This window comes from Pseudomonas shirazica (assembly GCF_015168335.1).
In the GTDB taxonomy this organism is placed as follows: Bacteria; Pseudomonadota; Gammaproteobacteria; order Pseudomonadales; family Pseudomonadaceae; genus Aquipseudomonas; species Aquipseudomonas asiatica.
The window spans coordinates 4,784,802-4,811,301 of sequence record NZ_CP063456.1 but is presented as its reverse complement, the minus strand read 5'-3'; the positions used below and the strand labels follow the sequence as shown (position 1 = coordinate 4,811,301).

At 62.6% G+C, this 26,500-nt stretch carries 26 protein-coding genes; 16 read left to right on the top strand and 10 right to left on the bottom strand.

Annotation, left to right across the window (positions count from 1 at the left end):
• Positions 1-3: 3 nt before the first annotated feature.
• From IMX18_RS22295 to trpE, 8 genes are all read left to right on the top strand, one after another.
• Positions 4-636, top strand: a complete 633-nt coding sequence (locus tag IMX18_RS22295) for a response regulator (protein WP_169774891.1) — start codon at positions 4-6, stop codon at positions 634-636.
• 293 nt (positions 637-929) lie between these two features.
• A complete protein-coding gene (locus IMX18_RS22290; RefSeq protein WP_012270208.1) occupies positions 930-2,054 on the top strand; it encodes an ABC transporter ATP-binding protein in 1,125 nt (374 codons plus the stop codon).
• Positions 2,055-2,094: 40 nt separating this feature from the next.
• Positions 2,095-3,129 (top strand): ABC transporter substrate-binding protein, encoded by a 1,035-nt coding sequence (locus tag IMX18_RS22285; RefSeq protein WP_015268730.1) that lies wholly within the window; start codon positions 2,095-2,097, stop codon positions 3,127-3,129.
• A gap of 154 nt (positions 3,130-3,283) precedes the next feature.
• The gene (locus tag IMX18_RS22280) at positions 3,284-4,531 is read left to right on the top strand and encodes an ABC transporter permease (protein WP_013970602.1); all 1,248 of its coding nucleotides are present in this window, start codon (positions 3,284-3,286) and stop codon (positions 4,529-4,531) included.
• Positions 4,532-4,542: 11 nt separating this feature from the next.
• Positions 4,543-5,370, top strand: coding sequence for an ABC transporter permease (locus IMX18_RS22275; protein ID WP_015268731.1), 828 nt, complete (start codon positions 4,543-4,545; stop codon positions 5,368-5,370).
• Between the two features lie 218 nt (positions 5,371-5,588).
• Positions 5,589-6,263 carry a ribulose-phosphate 3-epimerase gene (gene rpe, locus IMX18_RS22270; RefSeq protein ID WP_003260678.1) on the top strand — a complete coding sequence of 225 codons (675 nt, stop codon included), beginning with the start codon at positions 5,589-5,591 and terminating at the stop codon, positions 6,261-6,263.
• Positions 6,260-7,078, top strand: coding sequence for a phosphoglycolate phosphatase (locus IMX18_RS22265; protein ID WP_013970605.1), 819 nt, complete (start codon positions 6,260-6,262; stop codon positions 7,076-7,078). Before rpe ends, IMX18_RS22265 begins: the two co-directional genes overlap by 4 nt.
• Before the next feature lie 69 nt (positions 7,079-7,147).
• Entirely contained in the window at positions 7,148-8,629 is a 1,482-nt protein-coding gene (gene trpE, locus IMX18_RS22260) for an anthranilate synthase component I (RefSeq protein ID WP_013970606.1), read from the top strand.
• 32 nt (positions 8,630-8,661) lie between these two features.
• Here the strand turns inward: trpE and estP are convergent, their stop codons facing one another.
• Positions 8,662-10,542 carry an esterase EstP gene (gene estP, locus IMX18_RS22255; RefSeq protein ID WP_015268733.1) on the bottom strand — a complete coding sequence of 627 codons (1,881 nt, stop codon included), beginning with the start codon at positions 10,540-10,542 and terminating at the stop codon, positions 8,662-8,664.
• Positions 10,543-10,910: 368 nt separating this feature from the next.
• On the opposite strand from estP, the gene IMX18_RS22250 reads away from it, so the two are divergent.
• The 4 genes from IMX18_RS22250 to IMX18_RS22235 all read left to right on the top strand — a co-directional run bounded on the left by IMX18_RS22250 (position 10,911) and on the right by IMX18_RS22235 (position 14,201).
• Positions 10,911-11,504, top strand: coding sequence for an aminodeoxychorismate/anthranilate synthase component II (locus IMX18_RS22250; RefSeq protein WP_015268734.1), 594 nt, complete (start codon positions 10,911-10,913; stop codon positions 11,502-11,504).
• Positions 11,505-11,513: 9 nt separating this feature from the next.
• Entirely contained in the window at positions 11,514-12,563 is a 1,050-nt protein-coding gene (gene trpD / locus IMX18_RS22245) for an anthranilate phosphoribosyltransferase (RefSeq protein ID WP_013970609.1), read from the top strand.
• Positions 12,560-13,393 carry an indole-3-glycerol phosphate synthase TrpC gene (gene trpC / locus IMX18_RS22240; protein WP_015268735.1) on the top strand — a complete coding sequence of 278 codons (834 nt, stop codon included), beginning with the start codon at positions 12,560-12,562 and terminating at the stop codon, positions 13,391-13,393. Before trpD ends, trpC begins: the two co-directional genes overlap by 4 nt.
• A gap of 103 nt (positions 13,394-13,496) precedes the next feature.
• Positions 13,497-14,201 (top strand): lipoate--protein ligase family protein, encoded by a 705-nt coding sequence (locus IMX18_RS22235; protein ID WP_015268736.1) that lies wholly within the window; start codon positions 13,497-13,499, stop codon positions 14,199-14,201.
• Here IMX18_RS22235 and crp read toward each other — a convergent pair.
• On the bottom strand, positions 14,198-14,842 hold the full coding sequence (gene crp, locus IMX18_RS22230) for a cAMP-activated global transcriptional regulator CRP (protein ID WP_012270218.1): 645 nt from the start codon (positions 14,840-14,842) through the stop codon (positions 14,198-14,200). The two genes, IMX18_RS22235 and crp, sit on opposite strands and share 4 nt — an antisense overlap.
• 191 nt (positions 14,843-15,033) lie before the next feature.
• Between crp and IMX18_RS22225 the strand changes: the two genes are divergently transcribed.
• The gene (locus IMX18_RS22225; RefSeq protein WP_013970613.1) at positions 15,034-15,462 is read left to right on the top strand and encodes an OsmC family protein; all 429 of its coding nucleotides are present in this window, start codon (positions 15,034-15,036) and stop codon (positions 15,460-15,462) included.
• A gap of 116 nt (positions 15,463-15,578) precedes the next feature.
• Here IMX18_RS22225 and IMX18_RS22220 read toward each other — a convergent pair whose 3' ends face one another.
• The 6 genes from IMX18_RS22220 to hemJ form a co-directional block, all read right to left on the bottom strand.
• Positions 15,579-16,619, bottom strand: a complete 1,041-nt coding sequence (locus IMX18_RS22220) for a DUF2157 domain-containing protein (protein WP_217190202.1) — start codon at positions 16,617-16,619, stop codon at positions 15,579-15,581.
• A gap of 10 nt (positions 16,620-16,629) precedes the next feature.
• Positions 16,630-17,277, bottom strand: a complete 648-nt coding sequence (gene coq7 / locus IMX18_RS22215) for a 2-polyprenyl-3-methyl-6-methoxy-1,4-benzoquinone monooxygenase (RefSeq protein ID WP_015268738.1) — start codon at positions 17,275-17,277, stop codon at positions 16,630-16,632.
• Between the two features lie 65 nt (positions 17,278-17,342).
• Entirely contained in the window at positions 17,343-17,681 is a 339-nt protein-coding gene (locus IMX18_RS22210) for a histidine triad nucleotide-binding protein (RefSeq protein WP_013970615.1), read from the bottom strand.
• A 63-nt stretch (positions 17,682-17,744) separates the two neighbouring features.
• Positions 17,745-18,527 (bottom strand): SDR family NAD(P)-dependent oxidoreductase, encoded by a 783-nt coding sequence (locus tag IMX18_RS22205; protein ID WP_013970616.1) that lies wholly within the window; start codon positions 18,525-18,527, stop codon positions 17,745-17,747.
• A gap of 67 nt (positions 18,528-18,594) precedes the next feature.
• Positions 18,595-19,551 (bottom strand): NAD(P)H-dependent flavin oxidoreductase, encoded by a 957-nt coding sequence (locus IMX18_RS22200; RefSeq protein ID WP_015268739.1) that lies wholly within the window; start codon positions 19,549-19,551, stop codon positions 18,595-18,597.
• A 28-nt stretch (positions 19,552-19,579) separates the two neighbouring features.
• Positions 19,580-20,005 carry a protoporphyrinogen oxidase HemJ gene (gene hemJ, locus IMX18_RS22195; RefSeq protein ID WP_003258833.1) on the bottom strand — a complete coding sequence of 142 codons (426 nt, stop codon included), beginning with the start codon at positions 20,003-20,005 and terminating at the stop codon, positions 19,580-19,582.
• A gap of 141 nt (positions 20,006-20,146) precedes the next feature.
• Here hemJ and argC point away from each other — a divergent pair, with 141 nt between their 5' ends.
• Both argC and erpA read left to right on the top strand, forming a co-directional pair.
• Positions 20,147-21,181 (top strand): N-acetyl-gamma-glutamyl-phosphate reductase, encoded by a 1,035-nt coding sequence (argC, locus tag IMX18_RS22190; RefSeq protein WP_025337480.1) that lies wholly within the window; start codon positions 20,147-20,149, stop codon positions 21,179-21,181.
• Between the two features lie 146 nt (positions 21,182-21,327).
• A complete protein-coding gene (gene erpA / locus IMX18_RS22185; RefSeq protein ID WP_015268740.1) occupies positions 21,328-21,678 on the top strand; it encodes an iron-sulfur cluster insertion protein ErpA in 351 nt (116 codons plus the stop codon).
• A gap of 59 nt (positions 21,679-21,737) precedes the next feature.
• Here the strand turns inward: erpA and IMX18_RS22180 are convergent, their stop codons facing one another.
• Both IMX18_RS22180 and IMX18_RS22175 read right to left on the bottom strand, forming a co-directional pair.
• On the bottom strand, positions 21,738-22,829 hold the full coding sequence (locus IMX18_RS22180) for an anhydro-N-acetylmuramic acid kinase (RefSeq protein WP_217190200.1): 1,092 nt from the start codon (positions 22,827-22,829) through the stop codon (positions 21,738-21,740).
• A 4-nt stretch (positions 22,830-22,833) separates the two neighbouring features.
• The gene (locus IMX18_RS22175) at positions 22,834-24,255 is read right to left on the bottom strand and encodes a peptidoglycan DD-metalloendopeptidase family protein (protein WP_015268742.1); all 1,422 of its coding nucleotides are present in this window, start codon (positions 24,253-24,255) and stop codon (positions 22,834-22,836) included.
• A gap of 213 nt (positions 24,256-24,468) precedes the next feature.
• On the opposite strand from IMX18_RS22175, the gene tyrS reads away from it, so the two are divergent.
• Positions 24,469-25,668, top strand: coding sequence for a tyrosine--tRNA ligase (gene tyrS, locus IMX18_RS22170; RefSeq protein WP_013970622.1), 1,200 nt, complete (start codon positions 24,469-24,471; stop codon positions 25,666-25,668).
• Positions 25,669-26,500: the final 832 nt, after the last annotated feature.

The following is a 26,500-nucleotide window of genomic DNA, read 5'->3' as shown; positions in this document are numbered from 1 at the left end:
GCGATCGTGATTCGAGTGCTGGTGGCCGAAGACCACACCATTGTCCGTGAGGGCATCAAGCAGTTGATTGGCCTGGCCAAGGACATGCAGGTGGCGGGGGAAGCCGGTAACGGCGAGCAGTTGCTGGAAACCTTGCGCCACACCCCGTGCGAGGTGGTACTGCTGGATATCTCGATGCCGGGCGTGAATGGCCTGGAAGCGATTCCGCGAATCCGCGCGTTGCAGGACGCCCCGGCGATCCTGATGCTGTCGATGCACGATGAAGCGCAGATGGCGGCGCGGGCGCTGAAGGCCGGAGCGGCGGGCTATGCCACCAAGGACAGCGACCCGGCGCTGTTGCTGACGGCGATTCGCCGGGTTGCCGCTGGCGGGCGCTATATCGACCCGGCGCTGGCCGACCGCATGGTCTTCGAGGTGGGCCTGACCGAGTCGCGGCCGTTGCACACCCTGCTGTCGGAGCGAGAGTTTTCGGTGTTCGAACGCCTGGCCCAGGGCGCCAACGTCAACGACATCGCCCAGCAGCTGGCGCTGTCGAGCAAGACCATCAGCACCCACAAGGCGCGCCTGATGCAGAAGCTGAAAGTGAATTCGCTGGCTGAGCTGGTGAAGTACGCGATGGAGCACAAGCTGGTCTGATTGCGACATGCGCTTCCTAGGTCCTGTAGCGAATCCCTGTGGGAGCGGTTTTACCCGCGAAAGGGCCTGACCTGCCATCTGCGCTGCCTGGGCTAGCCTCTTCGCGGGTAAACCCGCCACAGGGGTGCGCCGGAGGGCTGAGAGAAGTATTCCAAACCCGCCATCTTTGTAGGGGAATCCCTACAACAAATCTTCCATCCGGATGATGGCATTCTCTCAGCACCCCCGATTTTCCGGTGCTTGCCGCTTGTCTAGTCTATGCCTACGCAGTCATCCAACAAGAAGGTGCAGGCATGAGCGAGGCGAAGTCGAACGCTGCAACCAGCGAAACGCTGGTCAGCTTCCGTGGTGTGCAGAAGAGCTACGACGGCGAGTCGCTGATCGTCAAAGACCTCAATCTGGATATTCGCAAGGGCGAGTTCCTTACCCTGCTTGGCCCGTCCGGCTCGGGCAAGACCACCAGCCTGATGATGCTGGCTGGCTTCGAAACCCCCACCGCCGGTGAAATCCAGCTGGCCGGGCGTTCGATCAACAACGTGCCGCCGCACAAACGCGACATCGGCATGGTGTTCCAGAACTACGCGCTGTTCCCGCACATGACCGTGGCCGAGAACCTGGCGTTCCCGCTGACCGTGCGCAACCTGAGCAAGACCGACATCAGCGAGCGGGTAAAGCGGGTGCTGAACATGGTCCAGCTCGATGCCTTCGCCAAACGCTACCCCGGCCAGCTGTCCGGCGGCCAGCAGCAGCGTGTGGCCCTGGCCCGGGCACTGGTGTTCGAGCCGCAGCTGGTTCTGATGGACGAACCGCTGGGCGCGCTGGACAAGCAGCTGCGCGAGCACATGCAGATGGAGATCAAGCACATCCACCAGCGCCTGGGCGTGACCGTGGTGTACGTGACCCACGACCAGGGCGAAGCGCTGACCATGTCCGACCGGGTGGCCGTGTTCCATCAGGGCGAAATCCAGCAAATCGCCGACCCGCGCACGCTGTACGAAGAACCCTGCAACACCTTCGTCGCCAACTTCATCGGCGAGAACAACCGCATCAACGGCACCTTGCTGGCCAGTGATGGCAAGCGCTGCCAGGTGCAGTTGCCGCGTGGCGAGCGGGTCGAGGCGCTGGCGGTGAATGTCGGCCAGGCCGGCGAGCCGGTGACCCTGTCGATCCGCCCGGAGCGCGTGCGCCTGAATGGCCACAGCGAAAGCTGTGTTAACCGTTTCTCGGGCCGGGTGGCGGAATTCATTTACCTGGGCGACCACGTGCGGGTGCGCCTGGAAGTTTGCGGCAAGGGCGATTTCTTCGTGAAACAGCCGATTGCCGAGCTCGACCCGGCCCTGGCCGTGGGCGATGTGGTACCGCTGGGCTGGGAGGTGGAGCACGCCCGCGCGCTCGATCCGATTGCCGAAGCCCATTGATGGATTGCTTCACCAACCCTGTACTGTGGAGAGAATAATAATGCGCAAGCAGTTGAAACTGACCGCCCTGGCCCTGGGGCTGTTCGCCGCTGGCCAGGCCATGGCCGCAGACCTGACTGTTGTCTCGTTTGGTGGTGCCAACAAGGCGGCCCAGGTGAAGGCGTTCTACGAACCGTGGGAGAAGGCCGGCAAGGGCAAGATCATCGCAGGCGAGTACAACGGCGAGATGGCCAAGGTCAAAGCCATGGTCGACACCAAGAGCGTGTCGTGGAACCTGGTGGAAGTGGAGTCGCCAGAGTTGGCCCGTGGCTGTGACGAGGGCATGTTCGAAGAACTCGACCCGGCCCTGTTCGGTAATGAGGCCGACTATGTGCCGGGTGCCATTCAGCCATGTGGTGTTGGCTTCTTCGTATGGTCCACGGTGCTGGCCTACAACGCCGACAAGCTGAAGACCGCACCGACCAGCTGGGCCGATTTCTGGGATACCAAGAAATTCCCGGGTAAGCGCGGCCTGCGCAAGGGCGCCAAGTACACCCTGGAATTCGCCCTGATGGCCGACGGTGTGGCGCCGAAGGATGTGTACCAGGTGCTGGGCACCAAAGAGGGCGTGGACCGCGCCTTCAAGAAGCTCGACGAACTCAAGCCAAGCATCCAGTGGTGGGAAGCCGGCGCCCAGCCGCCGCAGTACCTGGCCTCGGGTGACGTGGTCATGAGCTCTGCCTACAACGGCCGCATCGCTGCGGTGCAGAAAGAGAGCAACCTGAAGGTGGTGTGGAACGGCGGCATCTACGACTTCGATGCCTGGGCCATCCCGAAAGGTGCCAAGGATGTCGAGGAAGCGAAGAAATTCATCGCCTTCAGCGTGCAGCCAGAGCAGCAGAAGACCTACTCCGAGAACATCGCCTACGGCCCGGCCAATTCCAAGGCCGTGAGCCTGCTGTCGGACGCTGTGAAGAAGGACATGCCGACCACGCCTGAAAACATCGCCAACCAGGTGCAGATCGATGTGGCCTTCTGGGCCGACAACAGCGAGCAGCTGGAGCAGCGCTTCAACGCCTGGGCGGCGAAGAAGTAAACGACCAGTGTAGGGGGCCGCTTTGCGGCCCATCGCCGGCAAGCCAGCTCCCACAGGGGGCCGCTCTAGAGCCAGCGCAGTATCTGTAGGAGCTGGCTTGCCTGCGATGGGCTGCGCAGCAGCCCCATTTTCAGTTCGTATCGCGGAGTTCGCCATGGCCATTGCAGTGCCCCTCAAAGAAGGCGCAGGTCCAAGTCTCAAGCAGCGCCTCAAGCATGCCGAGCGGGTCAACCGCTGGAAGGCGCAGGCGTTGATCGCGCCGCTGGCGCTGTTTCTCCTGCTGGTGTTCCTGGTGCCTATTGCGGCGCTGCTGTACAAGAGCGTCGGCAACCCGGAAGTGGTTGGCGGCTTGCCGCGCACCGTTGGCGTCATCACCCAGTGGGATGGCAAGAGCCTGCCGGGCGAGGACGTTTACAAGGCGTTGAGCCAGGATTTGGCCGAATCGCGCAAGAACCAGACCTTGGGCGACCTTTCCAAGCGCCTGAACATGGAGCTCGCCGGTTACCGCAGCCTGTTGGCAAAGACCGCGCGGGCGCTGCCGTTCAAGAGCGAACCCGCTTCGTATAAAGATGCCTTGCAGGCTCTCGACGAGCGTTGGGGCGACCCGGCCTACTGGCAGGCAATCCGCCGCAACACCAGTACGGTCACCTCTTTCTACCTGCTGGCTTCGCTCGACCACCGTATCGATGACCTTGGCGAACTGGCCAAGGCCACCCCGGACCAGGCCATTTACCTGGACATCTTCGCCCGCACCCTGTGGATGGGTGTGGTGATTACCGCAATCTGCCTGGTGCTGGCCTACCCGCTGGCGTACCTGCTGGCCAACCTGCCGACCCGGCAGAGCAACCTGCTGATGATTCTGGTGCTGCTGCCGTTCTGGACCTCGATCCTGGTGCGGGTGGCGGCGTGGATCGTGCTGCTGCAGTCGGGCGGCCTGATCAACAGCGCGCTGATGGCCATGGGCATCATCGACCAGCCGCTGGAACTGGTGTTCAACCGCACCGGCGTGTACATCTCGATGGTGCACATCCTGTTGCCTTTCATGATCCTGCCGCTGTACAGCGTGATGAAGGGCATTTCGCCGAGCTACATGCGTGCGGCGATCTCGCTGGGCTGCCACCCGTTCGCCAGTTTCTGGCGGGTCTACTTCCCGCAGACCTACGCCGGGGTTGGCGCTGGTTGCCTGCTGGTGTTCATTCTGGCCATCGGCTACTACATCACCCCGGCACTGCTGGGCAGCCCGAATGACCAGATGGTCAGCTACTTCGTGGCCTTCTACACCAACACCAGCATCAACTGGGGCATGGCCACCGCGCTTGGCGGGCTGTTGCTGCTGGCGACCGTGCTGTTGTACCTGATCTATAGCTGGCTGGTCGGCGCCAGCCGCCTGCGCCTGAGCTGAGGAGCCTTGTCATGCTGAGCCCTTACATGTCGCCCGTGGAGCGGGTGTGGTTCTACAGCCTGCGCATTCTTTGCGGCTTGATCCTGCTGTTCCTCATACTGCCGGTCCTGGTGATAGTGCCGCTGTCGTTCAACAGTGGCAGCTTCCTGGTGTACCCGCTGCAGGGCTTCTCGCTGCAGTGGTACCAGGACTTCTTCGGTTCGGCCGAGTGGATGCGGGCCTTGAAGAACAGCATCATCGTCGCCCCGGCAGCCACGGTGCTGGCCATGGTGTTCGGCACCCTGGCGGCCATCGGCCTGACCCGTGGCGACTTCCCGGGCAAGTCGCTGGTGATGGCGCTGGTGATTTCGCCGATGGTGGTGCCGGTGGTGATCATCGGTGTGGCCAGCTACCTGTTCTTCGCCCCGCTGGGCATGGGCAACAGCTTCACCTCGCTGATTCTGGTGCATGCGGTACTCGGCGTGCCGTTCGTGATCATTACCGTGTCGGCGACCTTGCAGGGCTTCAACTACAACCTGGTGCGTGCGGCAGCCAGCCTGGGCGCCTCGCCACTGCTGACTTTCCGCCGGGTAACCCTGCCGTTGATCGCGCCCGGGGTGATTTCGGGGGCGTTGTTCGCCTTTGCCACGTCGTTTGACGAAGTAGTGGTGACCCTTTTCCTGGCCGGGCCGGAGCAGGCGACCCTGCCGCGACAGATGTTCAGTGGTATTCGCGAGAACCTGAGCCCGACCATTGCCGCGGCGGCGACCTTGCTGATTGCCTTCTCGGTAGTGTTGCTGCTGACCCTGGAATGGTTGCGTGGGCGTAGCGAGAAGCTGAGGACCCAGCAGCCGACTTGATTAGTAGCTCAAGGCCTGCGCATTACCCTTGTAGGAGCAGCCTTGTGCTGCGAAGAGGCCGGTAAGACAAAAGCTATTCTTCGGCCCTACCGGCCTCTTCGCAGCACAAGGCTGCTCCTACAGACGCGAAGAGGCCGGTACAGGTTGATGCTAATCAGCCTTCATCCGCTTCCCTGGGTTACAATGCGCGCCACCGTGATTCTGCCAACAGGTGCGCCATGCAGCCCTACGCTATTGCCCCCTCCATTCTCTCCGCCGATTTCGCCCGTCTGGGCGAGGACGTCGACAAGGTATTGGCCGCGGGTGCCGACATCGTCCACTTCGATGTGATGGACAACCACTACGTCCCCAACCTGACCATCGGTCCGATGGTCTGCACCGCTTTGCGCAAGTACGGCGTCACCGCCCCGATCGACGTGCACCTGATGGTCAGCCCGGTCGACCGCATCATCGGCGACTTCATCGAAGCTGGTGCCACCTACATCACCTTCCACCCGGAAGCCTCGCAGCACATCGACCGTTCTCTGCAGTTGATCAAGGACGGTGGTTGCAAGGCCGGTCTGGTGTTCAACCCGGCCACCAGCCTGGATGCCTTGAAGTATGTGATGGACAAGATCGACATGGTGCTGCTGATGAGCGTCAACCCGGGCTTTGGCGGGCAGAAGTTCATCCCTGGCACCCTCGACAAGCTGCGCGAGGCGCGTGCGCTGATCGACGCCAGCGGCCGTGATATCCGCCTGGAAATCGACGGTGGCGTCAACGTCAACAACATCCGCGAAATCGCTGCCGCTGGCGCCGACACTTTCGTGGCCGGCTCGGCGATCTTCAACGCCCCGGATTACCAGGAAGTAATCGCCAGGATGCGCGCCGAACTGGCTCAGGCCCGCCCATGAGCGGCTTCGAGCAGCTGTTCCCCGGGACGCTGCCCAGGCTGGTGATGTTCGATCTGGACGGTACCCTGATCGATTCCGTGCCAGACCTGGCCGCCGCCGTGGACCGCATGCTGCTCGAACTGGGGCGCCCGCCTGCCGGCCTGGAGGCGGTGCGCCACTGGGTGGGCAACGGTGCCCAGGTGCTGGTGCGCCGGGCGCTGGCCGGCGGCATCGACCACGCTGCCGTGGAAGATGCGCTGGCCGACCAGGCGCTGGCGCTGTTCATGGACGCCTATGCCGAAAGCCACGAACTGACCGTGGTCTACCCCGGTGTGCAGGACACCCTGCGCTGGCTGCGCAAGCAGGGCGTGGAGATGGCTCTGATCACCAACAAGCCCGAGCGCTTCGTTGGCCCGCTGCTGGACCAGATGAAGATCGGCAACTACTTCCGCTGGATCATCGGTGGCGACACTCTGCCGCAGAAAAAGCCCGACCCTGCGGCGTTGCTGTTCGTCATGCAGATGGCCGGTGTCACCCCGCAGCAGTCGCTGTTTGTCGGCGATTCACGCAGTGACGTGCTGGCGGCCAAGGCGGCTGGCGTGCAGTGCGTCGGCCTGACCTACGGCTACAACCATGGCCGGCCGATCCACGACGAATCCCCCAGTCTGGTGATCGACGACCTGCGTGCATTGCTGCCCGGTTGCGCAGACCCGGCCACTGGGATAACGTTGGCGGACCTTCAAGCCTCACAAGACAGAGAGTCCACCGTGGCGGTTACCGGCAAATTCTGGATGAAAGTCATCAAGGCCTTGGCCCGTTGGCGTTGGCGCGCCTGACTTCAGCCTGCCGGCGCGTGCCGGCCCGTCCGTTTGCCTGACCTATTGCTGCTTGCCACGAGGCTACCCATGACCCGCGAAGAATTCCTGCGCCTGGCCGCTGCCGGCTACAACCGCATTCCCCTGGCCTGCGAAACCCTGGCCGACTTCGACACGCCGTTGTCGATCTATCTGAAACTGGCCGACCAGCCCAACTCGTACCTGCTCGAATCGGTGCAGGGCGGCGAGAAATGGGGCCGTTACTCGATGATCGGCCTGCCGTCGCGCACCGTGATGCGTGTGCACGGTTACCACGTCAGCATCCTGCAGGATGGCGTGGAGGTGGAAAGCCACGATGTCGAAGACCCGCTGGCCTTCGTCGAAACCTTCAAGGACCGTTACAAGGTCGCCGATATCCCTGGCCTGCCGCGCTTCAACGGCGGCCTGGTCGGCTACTTCGGCTACGACTGCGTGCGCTATGTGGAAAAGCGCCTGGGCGCCAGCCCCAACCCGGACCCGCTGGGTGTGCCGGATATCCTGCTGATGGTGTCCGATGCGGTGGTGGTGTTCGACAACCTGGCGGGCAAGATGCACGCGATCGTGCTGGTCGACCCGGCGGAAGAGCAGGCTTTCGAACAGGGCCAGGCACGCCTGCAAGGCCTGCTTGAAACCCTGCGTCAGCCGATCACTCCACGCCGTGGCCTGGACCTGAGTGGCCCGCAGGCTGCCGAGCCGGAATTCCGCTCCAGCTATACCCGCGAGGATTACGAGAACGCCGTCGGCCGCATCAAGGAATACATCCTGGCTGGTGACTGCATGCAGGTGGTGCCGTCGCAGCGCATGTCGATCGACTTCAAGGCGGCGCCTATCGACCTGTACCGCGCGCTGCGCTGCTTCAACCCGACGCCGTACATGTACTTCTTCAACTTTGGCGACTTCCATGTGGTCGGCAGCTCGCCCGAGGTGCTGGTACGCGTCGAGGACAACCTGGTCACCGTACGCCCGATTGCCGGCACCCGCCCGCGTGGTGCTACCGAAGAGGCCGACCGCGCGCTGGAAGACGACCTGCTGTCGGACGACAAGGAAATTGCCGAGCACCTGATGCTCATCGACCTGGGCCGTAACGACGTCGGGCGCGTGTCCTCGACCGGCAGCGTGCGCCTGACCGAGAAGATGGTGATCGAGCGTTACTCCAACGTGATGCACATTGTGTCCAACGTCACTGGCCAGCTGCGCGAAGGGCTGACGGCGATGGACGCACTGCGGGCGATACTGCCGGCCGGTACGCTGTCGGGTGCGCCGAAAATTCGTGCGATGGAAATCATCGACGAGCTGGAGCCGGTCAAACGTGGGGTTTACGGTGGTGCCGTCGGTTACTTCGCATGGAACGGCAACATGGATACCGCCATTGCCATCCGTACCGCGGTAATCAAGGACGGTGAGCTGCATGTGCAGGCCGGGGGTGGCATCGTTGCCGACTCGGTGCCGGCGCTGGAATGGGAAGAGACCATCAACAAGCGCCGAGCGATGTTCCGCGCGGTGGCGTTGGCTGAGCAGACTTCCGCCAAATAAGTTGATCGGGGCCGCAAAGCGGCCCCATCAATTCAAAAGTCGACGCTGATGCCCAAGCTCACTCCCTGCTGCGTCAATTCATCACTCTTGCGCCAGTTGTAGTTGCCGCGCAAATGCACCCCCGCCACCACTTCATGGCTCACCCCCAGGCTCGCCCGGGTCAGGTCGCTGTGCGGCGTATACCCTGTCAGGGTGAAATCGTTCGCCGGCAGGCTGGTCAGGTGCATCGTCACATCCTGCTGGTCATCCTCGAACTCGTGCTCCTGCGCCACCTCGGCGAACAGCCGAGTACCTGGCAGCACCTGCACGCTACCCAGCAACCCCACGCCCAAACGGCGTGATGTACGTTCCTGGTCATCGAAACCCAGCGCCGTCGAGCGCCCGGTCTTCTCGTCATAGCCATCCACCTTCACTCGCGCATAGTCGGCGCTGATGAACGGCGCCAGCTGCCAGCTGCTGCTCTCGGCTGCCAGGTTGTAGCCCAGTCGCCCCGACATCGCCCAGGCCTCGCCATTGGTGTCGCCCTTTTCGCTGCGGTCGTTCACGCCAAGGGCGAAGGTGCGCTTGAGGTCGCTGTAGTCCAGGTGCCCGGCGGTCAGCGCCGCGTCGGCCCACCAGCGGTCCTGGCGGTATTGGGCGAAGGCGCTGGCAAGGTAGCTGTCCAGCTTGTAGTCCGAGTCCTGTGCGCCGGCTTCCAGCTTCTGCCGGTACACGCCTCCGGCCAGGCCCAGGCGCCATGCATCGTTCAGGCGGTAGCTGCCGCCCAGAGTCAGGTTGTAGCCGCGGCCGTCGCCGCTGGCCGCGCTGCGCTGGCCGTCGATGTCCAGGTCCTGTGCGCCGGTGGCAACGAAGGCCTGCCACTGGCCAACTGCCTGCCAGGGTGTCTGCCACTGGTTGCGCAGTTCGTCCTGGTGAGCGCGTAGGCTGGCGTGGGCCATTTCCGGGAGCAAGGTCAGTTCCCAGGGGGCGGCGATGATCGAATAGGCGTAGTCGGCAATCAGTTGCTGGCCGGCAATGGTCGGGTGCACCGAGTCGTTGAACAGCAGCTTGGTCGGGTCTGGCGTGGCGCCGTTGATGCCATACACGGGATTTCCCACACAGCCTTCGCCGCTGTAGCAGGTGCCGACCAGATTCTGGCCGCTGGCCAGGCCGAACTGCTCGGGGCTGGCCAGCGCTTCGCTCAGCAGCACAGGGATGTTCAGCGGAATGATTTCGGCATCGATCTGCCCCAGTTGGCTGAGCAGCGACTGGTTGAACGCGCCGGATAGCCGCGACAGTGGGTTTTGTTGCGGCGTACCGCTGAAGTTCGGTGTTTGCCCGAGGTCGGGCAGCAGCCAGACCATGATGTAGCGGGCGCCGCCTTGCTGCAGGGCCTGGGCGCTGGCGGCCAGGCGGGCGCCGGCGGCCACGGCATCGGTCGGGCTGTTGACCAGGCCTTGCAGGAAGTCATTGCCGCCGCCAGTCAGGTAATACAACGCGTTGGGGTCGGCGCGCAGGCCGTTGGCCAGGTAGCCCGGTTTATCACGCAGTACCAGCCCGGCGCCGGGTCGCCCTGGCGGGATGACGGTTTCGGAGGTACTGGTTATCGAGTCCAGGATCTGCTGGGTGGTGTAGCCACCGACTGCCCAGTTGTTGCCGTCGGGAAGGCCCAGCACCGGATTGACCGGTGAGGTGGAAGGGCCAAGCTCGGTCGGGCTCACACCGAGCCGCCCGCCCAGGATCATCGGTGACACTGGCGCATAATTGCCATTGGCATCGCGGTTGGTGAAGCGCACCCCGCCAAACTGCCCGGCGTCGCTGAGGCTGTCACCAAACACGATCATGCTGGAGTAGGGCGAGGGTGTCGCGAAGGCCTGGCTGCAGGCTAACGTCAATGAGGCGAGGGTAAAGCGCAATAACGGTGCTTTTCGCATCAGGGAACATCCTTTTCTTTGTTTTTATCAGGACAACCCCATCGACCTTAGCAAATCGCAGTGCATCCCTCCCAAGTCCATTCGTTTCCCCGTGTTTACGGGCATATTGCGCCCGCCGCCCCGGTAGGCTACTGTGCCGGAACGTATGAGCGAGACCTATCCTGTGTTGATCGTCAGCAAACTCTTGATGCGCGTTATCAAGGCCCACGCCCGTTGGCGTTGGCGCGCCTGACTTTATCCCCTGCCGGCCCGTCCGGCCCGCCCCCGTTTGCCTTCCTGACTACCGCCCCTGAATGGCCAAGCTGCGCCTTTGGCAGAAGCAGGAAGGTTCGAATTTTGAAGTCAGTAGATTCAAGAGGTTTAACCCGATGTTACTGATGATCGACAATTACGACTCATTCACTTACAACGTCGTTCAGTACCTTGGCGAGCTGGGTGCCGATGTAAAGGTCATTCGCAATGACGAAATGACCATTGCCCAGATCGAAGCCCTCAATCCCGAGCGCATCGTCGTATCTCCAGGCCCGTGCACGCCGAGCGAGGCGGGCGTGTCCATCGAGGCCATCCTGCACTTTGCCGGCAAGCTGCCGATCCTTGGCGTATGCCTGGGCCACCAGTCCATCGGCCAGGCCTTTGGTGGTGATGTGGTACGTGCCCGCCAGGTGATGCACGGCAAGACCAGCCCGGTACATCACCGTGACCTGGGCGTGTTCGCCGGCCTCAACAACCCGTTGACCGTTACCCGTTACCACTCGCTGGTGGTAAAGCGCGAAACCTTGCCCGACTGCCTGGAAGTGACCGCCTGGACCGCCCATGCTGACGGCTCGGTCGACGAGATCATGGGCTTGCGCCACAAGACGCTGAATATCGAAGGGGTGCAGTTCCACCCCGAGTCGATCCTGACCGAACAGGGCCACGAACTGTTCGCCAACTTCCTCAAGCAGACCGGCGGCCGCCGCTAAGGATCGAACATGGATATCAAGAGTGCGTTGAGCCGTATCGTCGGTCAGCTGGACCTTTCTACCGAAGAAATGCGCGACGTCATGCGCCAGATCATGACCGGCCAGTGCAGCGAAGCGCAGATCGGCGCCTTCCTGATGGGCATGCGCATGAAGAGCGAAAGCATCGACGAGATCGTCGGTGCGGTGTCGGTGATGCGCGAGCTGGCAGACAAGGTCGAACTGCAGAGCCTCGATGGCGTGGTCGATATCGTCGGTACCGGCGGTGATGGCGCCAACATCTTCAACGTGTCCACCGCCTCGTCGTTCGTACTGGCGGCGGCAGGTTGCACCGTGGCAAAGCATGGCAACCGCGCGGTATCGGGCAAGAGCGGCAGTGCCGACCTGCTGGAGGCCGCCGGTATCTACCTGAACCTGACGCCCACCCAGGTGGCCCGCTGCATCGATAGCCTGGGCATCGGCTTCATGTTCGCGCAAAGCCATCATTCGGCCATGAAGCACGCAGCCGGCCCGCGTCGCGACCTGGGGCTGCGCACCCTGTTCAACATGCTCGGCCCGCTTACGAACCCGGCCGGGGTGAAGCACCAGGTGGTCGGTGTATTCGCCCAGACCCTATGCCGCCCGTTGGCTGAAGTGCTGCAGCGCCTGGGCAGCAAGCACGTGCTGGTGGTGCACTCGAAAGACGGCCTGGACGAGTTCAGCCTGGCTGCACCGACCTTCGTCGCCGAACTGAAGAATGGCGAAATCACCGAATACTGGGTAGAGCCGGAAGACCTAGGCATGAAGAGCCAGAGCCTGCACGGCCTGGCCGTCGAGAACCCGCAGGCGTCGCTGGAGCTGATCCGCGATGCACTGGGCCGACGCAAGACCGAAAACGGCCAGAAGGCCGCCGAGATGATCGTGCTCAATGCCGGCGCGGCGCTATATGCCGCTGACCATGCCATGAGCCTGAAAGCCGGTGTGGAACTGGCCCACGACGTACTGCACACCGGGCTGGCCTGGGAGAAGCTGCAGGAGCTGGGTGCCTTTACTGCAGTATTCAAGGTGGAGAACGAAGCATGAGTGTGCCGACGGTGCTGGAAAGGATCATTGCCCGCAAGTTTCAGGAAGTGGCCGAGCGCAGCGCGCGCGTCAGCCTCGCCGAACTGGAGGGCCTTGCAAAGGCTGCCGACGCCCCGCGTGGTTTTGCCAAGGCTCTGATCGAGCAAGCCGCACGCAAGCAGCCGGCGGTGATTGCCGAAATAAAGAAGGCCTCGCCGAGCAAAGGCGTGATTCGCGAGCATTTCGTGCCGGCGGAAATCGCCGTCAGCTACGAGAAGGGCGGGGCGACCTGCCTGTCGGTACTGACCGATGTGGATTACTTCCAGGGCGCCGACGAGTACCTGCAGCAGGCCCGCGCGGCGGTGTCGCTGCCGGTGATCCGCAAAGACTTCATGGTCGACCCGTACCAGATCGTCGAGGCCCGGGCCCTGGGCGCGGACTGTGTACTGCTGATCGTGTCGGCGCTGGATGACGTGAAGATGGCTGAACTGGCGGCCACGGCCAAGGATGTCGGCCTCGACGTGCTGGTGGAAGTGCACGACGGCGATGAGCTGGAGCGCGCGTTGAAAACCCTGGATACACCGCTGGTGGGGGTGAACAACCGCAACCTGCACACCTTCGAGGTCAGCCTGGAAACCACCCTCGACCTGCTGCCGCGTATTCCGCGTGATCGCCTGGCGATTACCGAGAGCGGCATCTTGAACCGGGCCGATGTGGAGCTGATGGCGATCAATGAGGTCTACTCGTTCCTGGTAGGTGAGGCATTCATGCGCGCCGAGCAGCCAGGGCTTGAATTGCAGCGGTTGTTCTTCCCGGAACAGGTGAAGAAGACTGTTCAGCAACTGGACTGATCGAATGAAGCCGGCGTTATTGCCGGCTTTTTTGTATGCCTGCAATGGCCTCTTCGCGGGCGAGCCCTCGAAGAGGCCGGTAAAAAAAGACATAGGTGGATCAATGACCGATCAACCCCTGACCCTGACCGTAGAACAAGGCCTGCACGCCGAACAGGAATTGCTGGCCGCCGTCTGCCGCGGGGAGTGCGACAGTGGCGTGCTGTTCTGGCGCCCGACCGACCACGCCCTGGTCATGCCCCGGCGCATGAGCCGTCTGGAAAACTTCGAAGCCGCCTGCGCGGAGCTGGCGATTGCCGGCTGGCCGGTGCTGCTGCGCGAAACCGGCGGCGAACCGGTGCCGCAGTCACACTCCACGGTGAACGTAGCCCTGGTCTATGTTGCCCCCCGCAGCGAAGGAGACCACGGCCGTATCGAAAACGCCTACGAGCGCTTGTGCCTGCCGCTATGCGACGTGCTGCGCGAGTGGGGTGGGGTGGCATCGGTGGGCGAAATCGACGGTGCCTTCTGCGATGGCCGTTACAACGTCAACCTCAATGGCCGCAAATTGGTCGGCACCGCCCAGCGCTGGCGCCAGGGGCTGGGTGGCAAGCGCCCGGTGGTGCTGGTGCACGGTGCGTTGCTGCTGGACAACGAGCGTGATTCGATGGTGGCTGCGGTCAACCGCTTCAATGAGTGCTGCGAACTGGAGCAGCGCTGCCGTGCCGATGCGCACATCGCCCTGCACGAAGTGGCGCCCGCGGCCCCATGGTTCGAGCGGCTGTCGCAGGCCTATGCCAAGGTGCTGACCGACCTGCCCAGAGACTAGCGGGTACCGTAGACCACCATGGTCTTGCCTTTGACCTGCACCAGGCTGCGTTCCTCAAGGTCCTTGAGGACGCGGCCGACCATTTCCCGCGAGCAACCGACGATGCGGCCGATTTCCTGACGAGTGATCTTGATCTGCATGCCATCGGGGTGGGTCATGGCGTCGGGTTGCTTGCACAGCTCCAGCAGGCAACGTGCGACACGCCCGGTAACGTCGAAGAACGCCAGGTCGCCGACCTTGCGCGTGGTGTTGCGCAAGCGCTGGGCCATCTGGCTGCCCAAGGCATAAAGGATTTCCGGGTCTTGGCGCGCGAGTTCGCGAAATTTCTCATAACTGATTTCGGCCACTTCGCATTCGGTCTTGGCGCGCACCCAGGCACTGCGCTGCTGTTCACCTTCGACTGGTTCGAACAGGCCCAGCTCGCCGAAGAAGTCGCCATTGTTGAGGTAGGCGATGATCATTTCATGGCCGTCATCGTCCTCGATGAGGATGGTGACCGAACCCTTGATGATGAACGACAGTGTCTCGGCCCGGTCGCCGGCGCAGATGATGTTGCTTTTGGCGGTATAGCGACGGCGCTGGCAGTGCACCAGCAGCTTGTCGATGTTCTTGATCTTGGCGGGTAGGGCGGAAGCAACCATCACGAAATCCTGTTCGATATGACGCATAGGCTTTATATAAAGGTTGGCTGGCGGAGCGCGCCAGTCATTTGGCGCCAGCTTATCAGACACTACAGGATGTTTCGGTACTAAACCGACATGACTCGTACTTTTCCCACAGCCGTACAAGGTCTAAGCTGACACCCTTTTTCGTAAATCAGGAGTCCGGGTAGATGAAGGCACGTATCCAGTGGGCCGGTGAGGCGATGTTCCTCGGCGAATCGGGGAGCGGCCATGTCGTCGTGATGGACGGCCCGCCCGAGGCCGGTGGCCGTAACCTGGGCGTGCGCCCGATGGAAATGTTGTTGCTGGGCCTGGGTGGCTGCAGCAGCTTTGACGTGGTCAGCATTCTGAAGAAGTCGCGCCAGGCGGTGGAAAGCTGCGAGGCGTTCCTGGAGGCCGAGCGTGCCAGCGAAGACCCGAAGGTGTTTACCAAGATCCACATGAACTTCGTGGTGAAGGGGCGTGGGCTCAAGGAAGCCCAGGTCAAGCGTGCGGTGGAGCTGTCGGCGGAGAAGTATTGCTCGGCTTCGATCATGCTCGAGCGTGCCGGGGTTGAGATTTCCCACGGGTACGAGATTGTAGAGCTGGGTCAAGGCTGACATTTTGGGGCCGCTTTGCGCCCCATCGCGACACAAGGCCGCTCCTACAAGGGATCGCGTACCACCTGTAGGAGCGGCCTTCTGTCGCGATGGGGCGCGGAGCGGCCCTGGCAATTTCAGCTGCGAAGCGCCGGCAGCGCAGCCCGCACCCATCCCGGCAAACAATCGCGCATCACCCGGCTCAACCGCTCCCGCCGCTTCTGGTAAACCAGCCCCAGCCCGATAACCCCCAGCCCGATCAGGGTCACCACCACCGGGAACAGCAGCGAGTCGGCAAACACCTCGTACGACAGGTACCCCAGGTAAGCCGCCACACCCAACGCCCCGAACACCATGAACACCGGCCGGCGCAACAGCACCGCCATACCCATCAGGGCAATATTGATCAGGCAGTACAGGGCCTTGCCCAGCTCACTGCCGCTGTCCACCAGCGTCAGCCCGCCCCAGAATGCCGCCAGCCCGGCCAGGTAGCCCCAGTGGGCATAGTCTTCGCGGGTGCGGCCGTCCACACCAACAAAAAACACCAGCAAGCCCAGACCGAACCACAGCGAAACCTCGCGGCGCTGTTCCCAGCTGAATGGCGAGCCGAAGAACCATTCGCTCAAGTCCATCGACATGAACCACAGGGCGACGGCAATCGGCATGACGATAAACGGGTAGGGGATCAGCCTCAGCATCAACAGTCCGGCAAGTACCGTGGCTGCTTCCATTGCCAGCCAGCCGCCCTGCACGTAGGTGTAGTACTGGTGATAGTTCGCCTGCGCATCATCCATTGGCCACCAGCCGACCAGCCGTTCGATGGCGAACACCGCCAACGGCACGATGCTGACCGCCACCGCCGCCAGCACCCCGGCCGCGACGGGCTGTACGCGCCGTTGCAGGTTAACGGCGAACAGTGTGAGCAGCAGAATATAGAGGCTGGCGATGAGCAGCAGCGCCCAGTCGCCGATGCGCATCCAGGCTTCGGTGAGCAACCAACCCATGGCTGCCATGATCAGCATGGCGCCGAAGTAGAACGCGACATGGGCCAGCTGGAAGCTGCCACGCTGTGCTGGTCGCTGGCGCAGGAACGCCAGCAGGGCCTGGTCCTGGCCTGGCTGGAGAATGCCGGCGTGCACGGCGCGCGCCAGGTCCTTGGCGTCGAAACGGTCCGTCATGGTGATGCCTTCAGATACGGTAGGTACTCTTGGTCATGACTTTGGCCAACAGGCTCATGCCAAAACGGACTGGGGCAGGGAAGCGATAACCGCCGGCTTCCAGTGCAGACTCGGCGTGCTGTTCCTCGTCGACGCGCATCTGTTCGAGGATGGCCCGGGACTTTTCGTCTTCCTGCGGAATCTGCTCCAGGTGCTCGTCGAGGTGCTTGCACACCTGATGCTCGGTGGCGGCGACGAAGCCAAGGCTGACCTTGTCGCTGACCAGCCCGGCGAGTGCACCGATACCGAACGACATGCCGTAGAACAACGGGTTGAGCACGCTGGGGTGGCTGTTCAGTTGGCGAATGCGCTGTTCGCACCAGGCCAGGTGGTCCACTTCTTCCTCGGCGGCGTGTTCCATGGCCTTGCGCACTTCGGGCAGCTTGGCGGTCAGGGCCTGGCCCTGGTACAGCGCCTGGGCGCAGACTTCACCGGTGTGGTTGATACGCATCAACCCGGCAACATGGCGGGCCTGCTGTTCGTCAAGGTCGACGTCCGGCTGGACGATGGCCGGCGAAGGGCGGGTGGGTTGGCCGCTGAAGGGCAGCAAGGTGCGCATGGCGGTATCGGCCTGCAGCAACAAGCGGTCGAGCGGCGAGTAGTGACGTTCGGTAGCCATCGGGCACCTCCGCAAGAATGTGCCCGACAGTTTACCGCAATAGTGGCAGGGTCGCTTGCCGTGGATCAGCCCGGTGGCCAGTGCATCTGGCGCTGGCCAAGCACGTGCATGTGGATGTGGTAGACGGTCTGGCCGCCTTGCTCGTTGCAGTTCATGACTACGCGGAAGCCTTCTTCGCAGCCAAGTTCCTTGGCCAGGCGCTGGGCGGTGAACAAGATGTGACCAGCCAGGCCTTTGTCTTCCTCGGTCAAGTCATTGAGAGTGCGGATGTGCTTTTTCGGGATGACCAGAAAATGCACGGGCGCCTGGGGGGCGATATCGTGGAACGCCAGAACCTGGTCGTCCTCGTAGATGATCTTCGCCGGGATTTCCCGGTTGATGATCTTGATGAATAAATCGTCCACAACACTTGCTCCATGGTGAGGGTCGGGCCGAGTGTACTCAGCCGGGCGCCGCTCGCCCAGTAGCTATTCCATACCAACCGGGCAATAGCGGCGGTGGATGGCACCGGCCAGCTTGCGCACCAGCCAGCGCGGCAGCAGACGCGGGGCGAACGCCAGCCAGCGGTTGCGCCGGCCGGGCATGATCAGCGCGCGGTTCTTGTCCAGCGCGCGCACCGTGTACAGCGCAACTTCCTCAGGGCTGAGGCAGCGTGGCTTGCCATCCAGCCGCGGAATGCGCCGGCGCGAGGAGTGCACCGGGCCTGGGCACAGTACCGAAACCTTGATGCCGGTGCGCTTGAGTTCTTCACGCAAGGCCTGGGAGAAGCTCAGTACATAGGCCTTGCTAGCGGCATAGGCGGCCATCCACGGGCCTGGCGCCACCCCGGCCAGGCCGGCGACATTGAGGATCTGCCCACCGCCCTGCACGGCCATCAGGTTGCCGATGGCGTGGCACAGGCGGCTCAGGGCCAGCACGTTGACTTCCAGCAGGTCCTGCTCGTCCGCCCACTCATGGGCCAGGAATGGCCCGTAGGTGCGCAGGCCGGCACAATTGACCAGCAGGTCGATACGTCGCTCGCCTTCCTCCAGTTCAAGCACGAAGCCTGACAGGCGTAACGGTTGGCTGAGATCGCAGGCGCGGAATAGCACCTCGACACCGAAGCGTTGGGTCAGTTCGATGGCCACCGGCTCCAGCGTTTCACGCTGGCGAGCCACCAGGATCAGGTTGCGCCCGCGCCGCGCCAGGGCTTCCGCCAGGGCGAGGCCCAGGCCGCTGGAAGCACCAGTGATCATGGCGTAACGGGTCATGCAAGGCTCCTGGGGGCTGAAGAGGGCGCCTAGTGTACAGCTTGGCCAGTCAAGGTGTTGCCTTTTGCTACAAGGTACGGGCGCGCAGGGCCTGGCAGCGCTCCAGGGCGTCCCGGTACTCGTCATGCAGCCGTCCGATCAGCGCGCTGGCGCTGGGCAGGTCGTCTATACCGCCGACCCCCTGGCCCGCCGACCACACGGTCTTCCAGGCCTTGGCTTCGTCGTCGATCGGCTTGAGCTTGCCTTGCTCATGGCCGCCCTTGATGGCGTTCATGTCATAGCCGGCCTGTTCCAGGCTCGGGCGCAGGAAGCTGGCGGGGACGCCGGACACCGCCGGGGTGTGGACGATGTCGGCGGCATGGGAATCGAGCAGCATCTGTTTGTAGGCGCCCGGGGCCTGGCTTTCTGCGGTGGCGATGAAGCGGGTGCCCATGTACGCAAGGTCCGCACCCAGCATTTGCGCGGCGAGGATCTCGTGGCCGTGGTTGAGGCAACCGGCCAGCAGCAGGGTCTTGTCGAAGAACTGGCGGATCTCCGCGGCCAGGGCGAACGGGCTCCAGGTGCCCGCATGGCCGCCTGCGCCTGCAGCAACGGCGATCAGGCCATCGACACCGGCTTCGGCGGCTTTCTCGGCATGGCGGCGGGTGGTGACATCGTGGAACACCAGGCCACCGTAGCCATGCACGGCATCGACCACTTCCTTCACCGCGCCGAGGCTGGTGATGACGATCGGCACGCGGTGTTCCACGCACAACGCCAAGTCGGCCTGCAGGCGCGGGTTGGTCGGGTGGACGATCAGGTTGACGGCATAGGGTGCTGGCGCCTGCAGCTGTGCCAGGCCTGCCTCTATTTCCTCCAGCCAGGCCTTGAAGCCGGTGCTGTCGCGCTGGTTCAGGGCCGGGAAGCTGCCGACCACGCCGCTGGAGCAGCAGGCCAGTACCAGCCTGGGGTTGGAGATCAGGAACATCGGTGCGGCAACCACGGGCAGGCGCAGGCGTTGTTCGAGGGAGGCAGGTAACGACATGGCAAGGCTCCTTGAGCGGGTGGCTATGTCAGAACGGTTTGACCACCACCAGAATTACGATACCCAGCAGGAACAGCACGGGCACTTCGTTGAACCAGCGATAGTAGACGTGGCTGCGGGTGTTGCTGCCGCTGGCGAAGCGCTTGCGCTGGGCGCCGCACATGTGATGGTAGACGGTCAGCAGGATGACCAGGGTCAGCTTGGCATGCAGCCAGCCCTGGCTGAGCCAGCCGGGCGTGAGATAGAGCATCCACGCGCCGAACACGTAGGTGGCGATCATCGCCGGGTTCATGATGCCGCGAAACAGCTTGCGCTCCATGGTCACGAAGCGTTCCTGGCTGATGCTGTCCTGGCTTTGGGCGTGGTAGACGAACAGCCGCGGCAGGTAGAACAGGCCGGCGAACCAGCAGACCACGCTGACGATATGCAGCGCTTTGATCCATAGGTAAAGCATGGGGGAGTTCCTTCAGGTATTCACGGTCGTCAGATAGTAGTGGTCAAGCGCCCGAAGGGTCACCCGAAGAGTTGTTACAGGCGCCTTGCGCCCCTATTATCGTGCGCTTTCCAGACGGCTCGTTGATAAGGGGCAAGCGTTATGATCAAGGTCGGTATCGTCGGCGGCACGGGTTACACCGGCGTCGAACTGTTGCGTCTGCTGGCACAGCATCCACAGGCCGAAGTGGCGGTCATCACTTCGCGCTCCGAGGCGGGCGTTGCAGTGGCGGACATGTACCCGAACCTGCGCGGCCACTATGACGGGCTGGCGTTCAGCGTGCCGGACAGCAAGACCCTGGCAGCCTGCGACGTGGTGTTTTTCGCCACCCCGCACGGTGTTGCCCACGCCCTGGCTGGCGAACTGCTGGCGGCCGGTACCAAGGTGATCGACCTGTCGGCCGATTTCCGCCTGCAGGACGCTGCCGAGTGGGGCAAGTGGTACGGCCAGCCGCACGGTGCGCCAGAGCTTCTCAAGGACGCGGTATACGGCCTGCCTGAAGTCAACCGCGAGAAGATTCGCCAGGCGCGCCTGATCGCTGTGCCGGGTTGCTACCCGACTGCTACCCAACTGGGCTTCCTGCCGCTGCTGGAAGCTGGCCTGGCCGACCCGTCGCGCCTGATCGCCGACTGCAAGTCGGGTGTCAGCGGCGCTGGCCGTGGTGCGGCGGTGGGCTCGCTGTTCTGCGAGGCCGGCGAAAGCATGAAAGCCTATGCAGTGAAGGGCCATCGCCACCTGCCGGAAATCAGCCAGGGCCTGCGCCTGGCCGCTGGCAAGGATATCGGCCTGACTTTCGTGCCGCACCTGACGCCAATGATCCGTGGTATCCATGCAACCCTGTACGCTACCGTCGCCGACACCTCGGTCGACCTGCAGGCGCTGTTCGAGAAGCGTTACGCCGATGAACCGTTCGTCGACGTGATGCCGGCTGGCAGCCACCCGGAAACCCGCAGTGTGCGCGGCGCCAACGTCTGCCGCATTGCCGTTCATCGCCCGCAAGGTGGTGACCTGGTGGTGGTGCTGTCGGTGATCGACAACCTGGTCAAGGGCGCGTCCGGCCAGGCGGTGCAGAACCTCAACATCCTGTTCGGCCTGGATGAGCGCATGGGCTTGTCACACGCGGGCCTGCTGCCGTAAGCCGCCAGCGTTCAAAAAGGCCCGCGTCGTGCGGGCCTTTTTATAGGTCGCGACTAAAGCCGCACAATTCTTGACCGATTTTCTCGGGAAAGCGGATAATGCGCGTCATCGAGTTTTATGGCGGCTACCACGCCGGGAGAATCAACATGAGCGTCGAAACCTTCACCCCCACCGCTTTGGAATTCACCCACGGCGCTGCGCAAAAGGTGAAGAACCTGGTTTCCGAGGAAGGCAACGATCGTCTGAAGCTGCGCGTGTTCGTCACCGGTGGTGGCTGCTCGGGGTTCCAATATGGCTTCACCTTCGATGAAGACGTGGCTGAAGACGACACCATCGTCGAGCGCGAAGGTGTTTCCCTTGTGGTCGACCCAATGAGCTTCCAGTACCTCGCCGGCGCCGAGGTGGATTACCAGGAAGGTCTGGAAGGCTCGCGCTTCGTGATCAAGAACCCGAACGCTGCCACCACCTGTGGCTGCGGCTCCTCGTTCTCGATCTGAGGCCTGGCCATACGAAAACGCCGCGCAATTGCGCGGCGTTTTGCTTTCTGGCGTAACGTTCAGGCCGGGTAGATTGCGCCGAGTACGCGCAGGCCCTTGGCCGCTGTCACGCTAGGGCGATTGGCAGCGATGCCTTCCAGGCAGCAGTGGGCCAGCCAGGCGAAGGCCATGGCTTCGACCCAGTCCGGGTCCACGCCATGGGCGCCGGTGCTGGCGACACGGGCGTCGGGCAGCAACTGGCCAAGGCGTGCCATCAGGGCGCCGTTGCGCGCACCGCCACCGCAGACCAGCAGCGCTTCGGTGCCTTGCTGGGCGTTGCTCAACGAGTCGATGATGCTGCGTGCGGTCAGTTCCAGCAAAGTTGCCTGTACGTCCTCGTCGCGGTAAGCGGGCAGGCGGGCCAGGTGACCTTCCAGCCAGGGCAGGTTGAATACTTCGCGACCGGTGCTCTTCGGGCCGATTCCGGCGAAGAACGGGTCGGCCAGCAGTGCGCTGAGCAAGCCGGCTTGCACCAAGCCCGAGGCAGCCCAAGCCCCATCCGCATCGTAGGCCTGGCCGCGCTTGCGTTCGATCCAGGCATCCAGCAGCACGTTGCCCGGGCCGCAGTCGAAGCCGTGGACTGGCTTGTCGTGTTCGATCAGGCTGAGGTTGCTGAAGCCGCCCACGTTGAGAATTGCCAGGCGCTGGCCCAGATGGCTGAACAGGGTTTCATGGAAGGCCGGCACCAGTGGCGCACCTTGGCCGCCGGCGGCCACATCGCGGCGGCGGAAGTCGGCGACCACGCTGATACCGGTAAGCTCGGCCAGCAGCGCCGGGTTGCCGATTTGCACGGTAAAGCCGCGTGCAGGTTCGTGGCGAATGGTCTGGCCGTGGCTGCCGATGGCGCGGATGGCTCCGGCCGGCAGTCCTTGCCTGGCCAGCAGTTGGCAGATGCCTTCGCCTGCCAGGCTGGCCCAGCGGTTTTCCGCCAGTGCAGCGCGGGCGATCTCGTCAGGGCCGCTGCTGCAAAGGCCCAGCAGTTCCTGGCGCAGGTCGCCGGGCATGGGCAGGTAGTGGGTGGCGAGCAGTTCGAGCTGCTCGCCTTGTTCGATCAAGGCAATGTCCAGGCCATCGAGGCTGGTGCCGGACATCACCCCCAAGTATAGCGCCATGTGCTTAGCGCTTGTTCGCTGCGAGCAGGGTGGCCTTTTCCTGATCCATGCGGGCGATCAAGGGCTGGCTCTGCTGCAGGAAACGCTGGCGTTCGTTCCTGGCAATCGGGTCGGCCATCGGCACTTTCTGGCTCAGCGGGTCAACGTGCACACCGTTGACCTGGAACTCGTAGTGCAGATGCGGTCCGGTGGACAAGCCGGTGGTACCGATGTAGCCGATGATCTGGCCCTGCTTGACCGAGCTGCCGGTCTTGATGCCCTTGGCAAAGCCCTGCATGTGGCCATACAGCGTCTTGTAGCGGTTGCCGTGCTGGATGATCACGGTATTGCCGTAACCACCGCGACGCCCGGCCAGTTCGATGCGGCCGTCACCGGCTGCCTTGATCGGAGTGCCGCGTGGGGCGGCGTAGTCGACGCCTTTGTGGGCACGGATCTTGTTCAGGATCGGATGCTTGCGGCCGGCAGAGAAGCGCGAGCTGATGCGGGCGAAGTCGACCGGGGTGCGGATGAATGCCTTGCGCAGGCTGTTGCCATCTGCGGTGTAGTAACTGGTGTTGCCCTGCTTGTTGGTATAGCGCACGGCGGTGTAGGTCTTGCCGCGGTTGGTGAAGCGCGCGGAGAGGATGTTGCCGGTACCGACGACCTTGCCGTCCATCACCTTCTGCTCGTAGACCACGTCGAATTCATCGCCCGGGCGGATGTCCTGGGCGAAATCGATGTCGTAACCCAGCACGCGAGCCATGTCCATGGTCATGCTGTGGGACAGGCCGGCACGTTGGGCCGAGGCCGACAGCGAGCTTTTGATCACACCGTGGGCGTAGGCGGTACGCACGACCGGCTTGCTGATCTCGCGGTTGAAGGTATAGCCCTTGTCGGTCTTGGTCAGGCGAATGGTTTCGAGGTTGCTGACCTTGCTGTGCAGGCTGGCCAGCTGGCCGTCCTTGTCAAGCTCGAACTGCAGCACCTGGCCATGCTTGAGCTGGCTGAACTGCTTGGCCTGCTTGTTGCTGGCCAGAAGGTCGTGCACCGCGTTACTCGGCAGGCCGACCTTGGCGAACAGTGTGGAAAGGGTGTCGCCACGGGCCACGGTGACTTCACGGTGGCTGGGCTGCTTGGCAGCTTCGACGACCGGTTCGGCCGCAGGGGCTTCCTGCTCGGCCTTCTGGGTCTCGGGGGCGGCCTCTTCGATCTGGGCGAATGGTGAGCCTTGCTCACCTTCTGCCTGCACCAGCGGCGCAGCGCGGGATTCGTCCTTCAACTGCTCGGCAGGGCTCTCCAGCTCGAGGTTGAGGGTGGTTTTCTTGGCTTCCACTTCGCTGGAAGGAAATACCAGCAGGGCCAGGCTGAGCAGGGCGGCTATGCCGCTGGCGGCCAACAGATGGCTTTTCGGATAAAGCGGGGGCGCTTTAGGCGGTTCGTTGGTCATGGGCAAGGTGACTTTGAAAAAGGTGAAATGGAAAAGATGAATGACATGATGAAGATGAAATAACTGTATAAAATATAACCAAAACCATTTTCACGCAAGGGCGCGTAGACGCCGCAAGCCCGGGCTCGGGTCACATTCCTTTGCGAAACTTGTAATTGACGGCCGATCTTGTATGGTTGGCTCCCCCTGAATCTGAGCCTTGCGGGTTTGTCTATGAAGTCGGTTGAAGAGCAGCTGGCGCTTATCAAGCGCGGCGCGGAAGAAGTACTGGTCGAGTCGGAACTGGTGGAGAAGCTCAAGCGCGGCCAACCTCTGCGCATCAAGGCCGGCTTCGACCCGACCGCGCCTGACCTGCACCTTGGGCACACGGTGCTGATCAACAAGCTGCGCCAGTTCCAGGATCTGGGGCATCAGGTCATCTTCCTGATCGGTGACTTCACCGGCATGATCGGCGACCCGAGCGGCAAGAGCGCCACGCGCCCGCCGCTGACCCGCGAGCAGGTGCTGGAAAACGCCGAGACGTACAAGCAGCAGGTGTTCAAGATCCTTGACCCGGCCAAGACCGAGGTTGCATTCAACTCCACCTGGATGGACAAGCTGACTCCGGCTGATTTCATTCGACTGGCGTCGCAGTACACCGTGGCGCGCATGCTCGAGCGCGATGACTTCGACAAGCGCTACACCACCAACCAGCCTATTGCCATCCACGAGTTCCTGTACCCGCTGGTGCAGGGCTATGACTCGGTGGCACTGAAGGCTGATGTCGAACTCGGTGGCACTGACCAGAAGTTCAACCTGCTGATGGGGCGTGAACTGCAGCGCGCCTATGGCCAGGAGGCGCAGAACATCGTGACCATGCCGCTGCTCGAAGGGCTCGACGGCGTGAAGAAGATGTCCAAGTCGCTGGGTAACTATGTAGGTATCCAGGAAGCACCGGGGGTTATGTACAGCAAGTTGGTGTCGATCCCGGATACCCTGATGTGGCGCTACTTCGAGCTGCTGAGCTTCCGTTCCATGGAAGAGATCGAGCAGTTCCGTACCGACGTCGCCAATGGCGCAAATCCACGCGACATCAAGATCAAGCTGGCGGAAGAGATCGTTGCACGCTTCCATGGCGAGGAGGCTGCGGCCAATGCTCACCGTGCCGCGGGTAACCGCATGAAGGAGGGCGAGTTGCCGGAAGATCTGCCGGAGGTCGAAGTGGCTGCGGCTGAAAGCCTGCCAATTGCTGCCGTGCTGAACCGGGCTGGCCTGGTGAAGAACTCGGCTCAGGCGCGTGATTTGCTGAGTGGTGGTGCGGTCAAGGTTGATGGCGCGGTGGTCGATCGTGACTTCGTGTTTGCGCTGGGTGCAACCCATGTGTGCCAGGCGGGCAAGAAGTCGTTTGCTCGGGTTACCCTCAAGGCTGAGTGATAGCCGGTAGGTGTAGCTATGTAAAAGCGGGGAGGTCGGTAGGCCTCCCCGCTTTGTTTTTGGGTTGTTGGTTGTTGGTTGTGTCAGGGCTGCCGGGTGCCTGTCTTGAGATGGCATTGGCTTTGAGAGGTGGCTGTCTTGGGTTTTCTGGCGCCTGTGAGATCGAGCGCCGCCCGCGCGGCGCTTCGCAGCACAAGGCTGCTCCTACCGTTTGTTTCGGGCCAATTATTCCTGTGAGAACGGCACGCGACCGCCTTGGCGTCCACCTCGATGTCGCGTCGGGCAAACAAGGCGGTCGCGTGCGCAGGCACAGGCGTGACTGGCCCGAAACAGATGTAGGAGCAGCCTTGTGCTGCGAAGCGCCGCGCGGGCGACGCTCGATCTCATAGGCGCAGAAGGTGTTGTGGCGAACATCTGGTGGCCTTTATAAGGTCTTCGCCTGGGATATTTCAAATAAATGAAATTAATCCTTGACCGCCTTCTGAATCCCCTTATAATGCGCCCCACTTCTGACGTAGTCGAAGCGCAAAACTTCTTGCAAATCAATTAGTTAGGCGATTCAGGTAGTGTCAGGAGCGCTTCGATCGAATGATCGGCAGCGGTTGAGATGATGGTTGACAGCGCTTCTAAACGCTGTATGATTCGCCTCCCGCTACGAGAGATCGCAGTGAGTCAAGTGTTTGAAGCTAAACGAGTTTCTCGCAAAAACTTCAAAATAAACGCTTGACAGCAAATGAGGAAAGCGTAGAATGCGCGCCTCGGTTGAGACGAAAGGCTCTTAACCAAACGCTCTTTAACAAATCGAATCAAGCAATTCGTGTGGGTGCTTGTG